Origin of the sequence: Kitasatospora sp. NPDC059408 (assembly GCF_042751525.1) — a bacterium.
Taxonomy (GTDB): domain Bacteria; phylum Actinomycetota; class Actinomycetes; order Streptomycetales; family Streptomycetaceae; genus Kitasatospora.
On record NZ_JBHYWI010000162.1, the window covers coordinates 1 to 7,611 of the forward strand.

6 protein-coding genes are annotated in these 7,611 nt (G+C 71.8%); 3 read left to right on the forward strand and 3 right to left on the reverse strand.

What is annotated here, in order from left to right; all coding sequences use genetic code 11:
* Nucleotides 1–128 precede the first annotated feature (128 nt).
* Nucleotides 129–590: a GNAT family N-acetyltransferase gene (locus ACFXDE_RS43415; protein WP_380499736.1), complete on the reverse strand. Its 462-nt coding sequence runs from the start codon at nucleotides 588–590 to the stop codon at nucleotides 129–131.
* A gap of 89 nt (nucleotides 591–679) precedes the next feature.
* Nucleotides 680–1,471, reverse strand: a complete 792-nt coding sequence (locus ACFXDE_RS43420; protein ID WP_380499737.1) for a VOC family protein — start codon at nucleotides 1,469–1,471, stop codon at nucleotides 680–682.
* Nucleotides 1,472–1,701: 230 nt separating this feature from the next.
* Between ACFXDE_RS43420 and ACFXDE_RS43425 the strand changes: the two genes are divergently transcribed.
* The 3 genes from ACFXDE_RS43425 to ACFXDE_RS43435 all read left to right on the forward strand — a co-directional run bounded on the left by ACFXDE_RS43425 (nucleotide 1,702) and on the right by ACFXDE_RS43435 (nucleotide 6,738).
* Nucleotides 1,702–3,972: an ATP-dependent RecD-like DNA helicase gene (locus tag ACFXDE_RS43425; protein WP_380499738.1), complete on the forward strand. Its 2,271-nt coding sequence runs from the start codon at nucleotides 1,702–1,704 to the stop codon at nucleotides 3,970–3,972.
* Between the two features lie 225 nt (nucleotides 3,973–4,197).
* Nucleotides 4,198–5,487 carry a citrate synthase gene (locus ACFXDE_RS43430; RefSeq protein WP_380499739.1) on the forward strand — a complete coding sequence of 430 codons (1,290 nt, stop codon included), beginning with the start codon at nucleotides 4,198–4,200 and terminating at the stop codon, nucleotides 5,485–5,487.
* Between the two features lie 531 nt (nucleotides 5,488–6,018).
* Entirely contained in the window at nucleotides 6,019–6,738 is a 720-nt protein-coding gene (locus tag ACFXDE_RS43435) for an SDR family NAD(P)-dependent oxidoreductase (protein WP_380449168.1), read from the forward strand.
* Between the two features lie 195 nt (nucleotides 6,739–6,933).
* Here ACFXDE_RS43435 and ACFXDE_RS43440 read toward each other — a convergent pair.
* On the reverse strand, nucleotides 6,934–7,611 hold a 678-nt coding region (locus tag ACFXDE_RS43440; protein ID WP_380499740.1), incomplete at its 5' end, for an HAD-IC family P-type ATPase.

Consider the following 7,611-nt stretch of genomic DNA (forward strand, 5'->3'; position numbering starts at 1 on the left):
GGTACTGCAGGGGGGACCCTGTGGGAGAGTAGGACGCCGCCGAACAATCATTCAAGAAAAGCCCCTGATCCATTCGGATCAGGGGCTTTTCGCATGTCCAGGGGCTTTTCAGGGCGTTTCCCCGGACGTCAGAGCCGGTACTTGAAACCGTAGTGCGACCGTACGAAGCCGAGCCGCTCGTAGAACCGGTGGGCGTCGGTGCGGGTGGCGTCCGAGGTGAGCTGGACGAGGTCGGCGCCGAGTTCGCGGGAGCGGTGGATCGCCCACTCGATCAGTTCGGTGCCGAGGCCGCTGCCGCGTTCGTCGGCGTGGATGCGGACGCCCTCGATGATCGCGCGGGTGGAGCCCTTCCGGGAGAGGCCGGGGACGAGCGTCAGCTGCAGCGTGCCGACGGCTCGGCCGGCGCGTTCGGCGACGACCAGGTGCTGGTTCGGGTCGTCGGTGATGCGGTCGAGGGCGGTGCGGTACGGGGTGAGGTCGTCGGGGCTCTCGCGCGTCGCGCCCAGCGGGTCGTCGGCGAGCATCGCCACGATGGCCGGCAGATCGGCCTCCGTCACCCGGCGGATCGTCAGAACGGTCGTCTCGGTCATGATCAGAGAATAGGGGCCCCGATCTCCCGCACCACCCCCTGTCTACGCCCGTAGCACCCCTTCACGGCCCTTCCCGGGGTGATTCCGCGTCACTCGCCGGGCTTGGCACTGGTGATGACGGCGAACACCGCTCCGTGCGGGTCCTGGAGCTGGGCGAGCCGGCCGACGCCGTGGACGTCCATGGCGGGGATCCGGACCGTCGCGCCGAGGGTGGTCGCGATGGCGAGGGCGGCGTCGACGTTGGGGACCTCGAAGTACGGGAGCCAGTGGGACGAGGTGCCGCGGGCGGTGTGCTCGGGGCCGAGCTGCATGATGCCGCCGTGGGCGTCGTCGGTGCCGCCGCCGGCCGGGGTGAGGACGGTGTAGAGCGCCTCGCCGAACGGGACGTCCTGCTCCTGCCAGTCGAAGACCGCGCGGTAGAAGGACTTCGCGCGTTCGGCGTCGACGCTGTAGCACTCCGTCCAGCAGAGGCTGCCCTCCGCGGTGACCACGTCGAGGCCGCGGGTGTCGTGCGGCTGCCAGACGGCGAAGTCGGCGCCGGTCGGGTCGGTGTAGCCGGCCATCCGGCCCGCGGTGAAGACGTCGAAGGGCGCGAACCGGACGCGTCCGCCCGCCTGGCGGACGAGTTCGGTGGTGCGGTCGGCGTCGGGGGTGGCGAAGTACACCGTCCACGTGGGCAGGGAGCCCTCCTCGACGAGGGGGCCGAAGGCGGCGACCGTCCGGGCGTCGAGCCGGAAGAAGCCGTAGCCGCCGGCCTCGGGTCCGGCGGAGTCGGTGGACCAGCCGAACAGGGCGGTGTAGAAGTCCGCGGAGGCCCGGGTGTCGGGGCTGCCGAGGTCGAGCCAGATCGGGGCGCCGGGCCGGTAGTCGGTGGTGAGCATGGCGGCACTGCTCCTCGGACGGGGCCCGTGCGGGCACGGGTGCGGTCGGTGGCCCCCCGCCCCTCCCAGCCTGGCACCTGCACCGGTGGGCCGCACGGCAGGCCGTCACGGCCGTGACGGGCCGTGACCGGGGCGGCTGGATGGCGGCCGGAGGTCGGACGGCGGCCGGAGGGGTGCCGTCCGGGAGCGGTCCGGACGTGTCCGACCGGGACGGTACGGTGCGTAGCGGAATGGTCCGCCCGTACCGGTCGAAGGGGGTCCCGGTGGCCAGGCAGCCGCAGGCGGGACAGGAACCCGCGCAGCGCCAGCTCGCCCAGGTGGAGGGGGTGCTGGAGCGGATCACGTACGCCAACGAGGAGACCGGGTACACGGTGGCCCGGGTGGACACCGGCCGGGGTGCGAACGACCTGCTGACCGTGGTGGGGGCGCTGCTGGGCGCGCAGGTCGGGGAGTCGCTGCGGCTGCACGGGCGGTGGGGCTCGCACCCGCAGTACGGGCGGCAGTTCACGGTGGAGAACTACACGACGGTGCTGCCGGCCACGATCCAGGGCATCCAACGGTACCTGGGGTCGGGGCTGATCAAGGGGATCGGTCCGCGGTTCGCCGAGCGGATCGTGGAGCGGTTCGGGGTGGACACCCTGGAGGTGATCGAGAACGAGCCGGGCCGGCTGATCGAGGTGCCGGGGCTGGGGCCGAAGCGGACGAAGAAGATCGCGGCGGCGTGGGAGGAGCAGAAGGCCATCAAGGAGGTGATGGTCTTCCTGCAGGGGGTGGGGGTGTCGACCTCGCTGGCCGTGCGCATCTACAAGCAGTACGGCGACGGCTCGATCGGGGTGGTGCGGAACGAGCCGTACCGGCTGGCCTCGGACGTGTGGGGCATCGGTTTCCTGACGGCGGACCGGATCGCGCAGGCGGTGGGGATCCCGCACGACAGCCCGGAGCGGGTGAAGGCGGGGCTGCAGTACGCGCTGTCGCAGAGCACCGACCAGGGGCACTGCTACCTGCCGGAGGAGCGGTTGATCGCGGACGGCGTGAAGCTGCTCCAGGTGGACGTGGGGCTGGTGATCGACTGCCTGGCGGAGCTGGTGGCGCTGGAGGGGGTGGTGCGCGAGTCGGTGCCGGGGGAGGGCGGCGAGCCGATCACCGCGGTGTACCTGGTGCCGTTCCACCGGGCGGAGATCTCGCTGGCCAACCAGGTGCTGCGGCTGCTGCGCTCGGACGCGGACCGGATGCCCTGGTTCGCGGGGGTGGACTGGCCGGTGGCGCTGGAGTGGCTGGCGAAGCGGACGGGGGCGGAGCTGGCGCCGGAGCAGGAGCAGGCGGTGCGGCTGGCGCTGACGGAGAAGGTCGCGGTGCTGACGGGCGGTCCGGGCTGCGGCAAGTCGTTCACGGTCAAGTCGATCGTGACGCTGGCGCTGGCGAAGCGGGCGAAGGTGGTGCTGGCGGCGCCGACCGGCCGGGCGGCGAAGCGGCTCGCGGAGCTGACCGGGGCGGAGGCGTCGACGGTGCACCGGCTGCTGGAGCTGAAGCCCGGCGGGGACGCCGCGTTCGACCGGGACCGGCCGCTGGAGGCGGACCTGGTGGTGGTCGACGAGGCCTCGATGCTGGACCTGATCCTGGCGAACAAGCTGGTCAAGGCGGTGCCGCCGGGGGCTCACCTGCTGTTCGTCGGGGACGTGGACCAGCTGCCGTCGGTCGGCGCGGGCGAGGTGCTGCGGGACCTGCTGGCGGACGGCGGCCCGGTCCCGTCGGTGCGGCTGACCCGGATCTTCCGGCAGGCGCAGCAGTCGGGCGTGGTGACGAACGCGCACCGGATCAACGAGGGCAGGCCGCCGCTGACGGACGGTCTGCCGGACTTCTTCCTGTTCGCGGAGGACGACGCGGAGCGGGCGGCGGGTCTGACGGTGGACGTGGTGGCGCGGCGGATCCCGCAGAGGTTCGGGTTCGATCCGCGGCGGGACGTCCAGGTGCTGGCGCCGATGCACCGGGGGCCGGCCGGTGCGGGGAACCTGAACACGCTGTTGCAGGCGGCGGTGACGCCGGCCGGGGAGGGGGTGGCGGAGCGGCGGTTCGGCGGGCGGACGTTCCGCGTGGGGGACAAGGTCACGCAGGTGCGCAACAACTACGACAAGGGGCGGAACGGGGTCTTCAACGGCACAGTGGGTGTGGTGACCGCCCTCAGCGTGGACGACCAGCGGCTGACGGTGCTCACCGACGAGGACGAGGAGGTGCCCTACGACTTCGACGAGCTGGACGAGCTGGCCCACGCGTACGCGGTGACGATCCACCGTTCGCAGGGCAGCGAGTATCCGGTGGTGGTGATTCCGGTCACCATGTCCGCCTGGACGATGCTCCAGCGAAACCTCCTGTACACCGCCGTGACCAGGGCACGGAAACTCGTGGTGCTGGTGGGGTCACGCAAGGCGATCGCGCAGGCCGTCCGGGCCGTCAGCGCAGGTCGGAGGCACGCCGCGCTCGATCATCGACTTGCCACTGGATGATTATCCAACAGGATGGTTGCCTCTAATGTTCTCTTGACGTGAAGAGATTTACGGCAGAGCCTAGGATGGCGCCGATCTTGTCCGGTTCGTACCGGCTGCGGCGGCAGGTTTTGTAGGGGAGGGCCCTTTCGGGCCACCCCGGGTGCGCGGCTGTCCTCCAGATGGGGGATGGTAGAGACAGTCAGGGCACCTTGGAAGAGGATTCATTTCGTCGGTGAGGAAGACGTGAGCGACAACTCGGTAGTACTGCGGTACCAGGACGGCGAGTACGAGTACCCCGTCGTCGAGAGCACTGCGGGCAACGCCGGCTTCGACATCTCGAAGCTGCTTCCGCAGACCGGCCTGGTCACCCTGGACAACGGCTTCGGCAACACCGCCGCCTACAAGTCCGCGATCACCTTCGTGGACGGCGACAACGGCATCCTGCGGTACCGCGGCTACCCGATCGAGCAGCTCGCAGCGCAGGGCGGCTTCATCGAGACCGCGTACCTCCTGATCAACGGCGAGCTGCCGAACGCGGACCAGCTCTCCGAGTTCAACCGCGAGATCACCCAGCACACGCTCCTGCACGAGGACGTCAAGCGGTTCTTCCAGGGCTTCCCGCGCGACGCCCACCCGATGGCCATGCTGTCCTCGGTGGTCGGTGCGCTCTCCACCTTCTACCCGGAGAGCCACAACCCGTTCGACGCGGCCCAGCGCCACCTGTCGACCGTGCGCCTGCTGGCCAAGCTGCCCACCATCGCGGCCTACGCCTACAAGAAGTCGATGGGCCAGCCCTTCGTCTACCCGCGCAACGACCTGAGCTACGTCGAGAACTTCCTCCGGATGACCTTCGCGGTCCCGGCCGAGGACTACGAGCTCAACCCGGTCATCGTGAACGCGCTGGACAAGCTGCTGATCCTGCACGCGGACCACGAGCAGAACTGCTCCACCTCCACCGTGCGCCTGGTCGGCTCCAGCCACGCCAACCTGTTCGCCTCGATCTCGGCCGGCATCTCGGCGCTCTGGGGCCCGCTGCACGGCGGCGCCAACCAGGCCGTGCTGGAGATGCTGGAGAGCATCCAGAAGGACGGCGGCGACGTCGACGCCTTCATCACGAAGGTCAAGAACCGCGAGGCCGGCGTCAAGCTGATGGGCTTCGGCCACCGCGTCTACAAGGCCTTCGACCCGCGCGCCGCGCAGGTCAAGCTGCTGGCGCACGAGGTCCTCGGCCAGCTGGGCAAGCAGGACCAGCTGCTGGAGATCGCGCTCAAGCTGGAGGAGCACGCGCTCAAGGACGACTTCTTCGTCTCGCGCAAGCTCTACCCGAACGTGGACTTCTACACGGGCCTGATCTACCGCGCCATGGGCTTCCCGACCAGCATGTTCACCGTGCTGTTCGCCCTGGGCCGGCTGCCCGGCTGGATCGCCCACTGGCACGAGATGATCAACGACCCGACGAGCCGCATCGGCCGTCCGCGCCAGATCTACACCGGCACCGCCATCCGCGACTACGTCGCCCTCGGCGAGCGCTGACGCAGAACCCCGAAGGGCCCGGCCGCACGTGTGCGGCCGGGCCCTCGTGCGTCCCCGCGCGGTGGAGCCGTGCGGATCGTTCCCGCGGGGACGGGATCGTACGGCGCACGACTCCGGGGCCGGCCGCAACCCGGGACGGCCGCTCAAAGCGTCCCTGGCCCGCCACAACCCCGGCGCCGTGCGCGAAGGCCGTCGATTCGACGGCCGACCCGGGGCCCGCCGGAGCCCCGTCGGCGGCAGTGGAGGCACGGGGACGCGTTGCCGTTCGTCGCGTCTCCGTCCCTCGGAAAACTGCCGCACTACCAACCTAAGACGTATCAGGGTGCGAGAAGTTACGCCCGGGGGGTGTGAGCTGCCTCTCGCCACGCTCCGTGTGCGCGCCGTACCGGGCCCATATCACACGTTCCGGCGCGGGCGACGTCACCCTCCCCGCAGTCACGGCAACCGAGCGTGATAGGAATCGTGGCATTCCGGTACGGACCGTCCCGCACCCTCGCAGCGTGGCGGCGGAACTGGGGAGGGAGTGCGCAGATGGCCAGGAACGTCGTAGTCACCGGCGGTGGCACGGGAATCGGGTTCGAAGTGGCGCGGCGGTTCGCCGAGGCGGGCGAACGGGTCGTGATCGTCGGCCGCCGCCGGGCGGTGCTGGAGAAGTCCGCGGCCGAGCTCGGGCCGAACGTCACCCCGCTGGTCTGCGACCTCGCCGACCCGGACGCCGTCGAGGCCGCGCTCGCCGAACTGCCCGAGCGCGTCGACGTGCTGGTGAACAACGCCGGCAGCCGCGAGACCGTGATCGGCGCCGGCCCGCACGCGCTGCTGGCGCGCTGGCGCGGCGACTTCGAGCGCAACGTGCTGACCGTGGTGCTGCTCACCGAGTCGATCCGCGACCGGCTCACCCCGGGCTCCGGCCGGGTCGTCACGATCAGCTCGATCGCGGCCCTGCGCGGGGCCGGCTCCTACGGCGCGGCGAAGGCCTCGCTGCACGCCTGGAACCACTTCCTGGCCGCCCAGTTGGGCACCTCGGGCATCACCGCGAACATCGTCGCCCCGGGCACGGTGGCGGGCACCGAGTTCTTCGGGCCGCGGCTGGACGAGGCCGAGGTGGCCCGCCGCGCGGCGCGCACGCTGCTCGGCCGGATCGGGGAGACGGGGGAGGTCGCGGGGGCCGTGTACTTCCTCGCCTCGCCCGAGGCCGGGTTCATCACCGGCGAGATCCTGCACTGCAACGGCGGCGAGCTGCTCGGGCGTTGAGCACCTGACGGTGTCGCGCCCCGGACGGCGGCGGGGGGGGGCCCGGGGGTACCCGGCGGGGGCCCCCCCGGGGTTGGGGCGGCGCCAAGGAGCCCCGGCGGGGGGGGGGCCGCACCGCGGGGGCGCCGGTTCGACCGGTCCGGGCCCGCGCTCGTTTCGGGACGGCCTCTCGGACCGGGCCGCTGGGGACGGCCGTCAGGCGGCGGCCTCGAAGCGGCGCAGCCGGAGGCTGTTGGTGACGACGAAGACCGAGGAGAAGGCCATCGTGGCCCCGGCGATCATCGGGTTGAGCAGTCCGGCGGCGGCCAGCGGGATCGCGGCGGCGTTGTAGCCGAAGGCCCAGCAGAGGTTGCCCCGGATGGTGCCGAGGGTCCGGCGGGAGAGCCGGATGGCGTCGGCGGCGGAGCGCAGGTCGGCGCGGACCAGGGTGAGGTCGCTCGCCTCGATGGCGGCGTCGGTGCCGGTGCCCATGGCGAGGCCGAGGTCGGCCCGGGCGAGCGCGGCGGCGTCGTTGACGCCGTCGCCGACCATGGCGACCGAGCGGCCCTCGGCCTGGAGGCGTTCGACGACGGCGACCTTCTCCTCGGGCAGGACGCCGGCGATCACGTCCTCGGGGGCGATGCCGACCTCGGCGGCGACGGCCTCGGCGACGGCCCGGTGGTCACCGGTCAGCAGGACCGGGCGCAGGCCGAGCGCGCGCAGTTCGGCGACGGCCCGGGCGCTGGTCGGCCGGACCGCGTCGGCGACCTCCAGGACGGCCCGGGCCTCGCCGTCCCAGCCGACCGCGACGGCCGTCCGCCCGGCCGCCTCGGCGGTCCGCTTGGCCGCGGCCAAGCGTTCGGGCAGGGGGCGGGGGTGCGCCGGGAGGGGTTC

Coding starts and splice junctions, on each gene's coding strand:
- ACFXDE_RS43415 (WP_380499736.1), bottom strand. CDS start 590: ATGACCGAGACGACCGTTCTGACGATCCGCCGGGTGACGGAGGCCGAT.
- ACFXDE_RS43420 (WP_380499737.1), bottom strand. CDS start 1,471: ATGCTCACCACCGACTACCGGCCCGGCGCCCCGATCTGGCTCGACCTC.
- ACFXDE_RS43425 (WP_380499738.1), top strand. CDS start 1,702: ATGGTCCGCCCGTACCGGTCGAAGGGGGTCCCGGTGGCCAGGCAGCCG.
- ACFXDE_RS43435 (WP_380449168.1), top strand. CDS start 6,019: ATGGCCAGGAACGTCGTAGTCACCGGCGGTGGCACGGGAATCGGGTTC.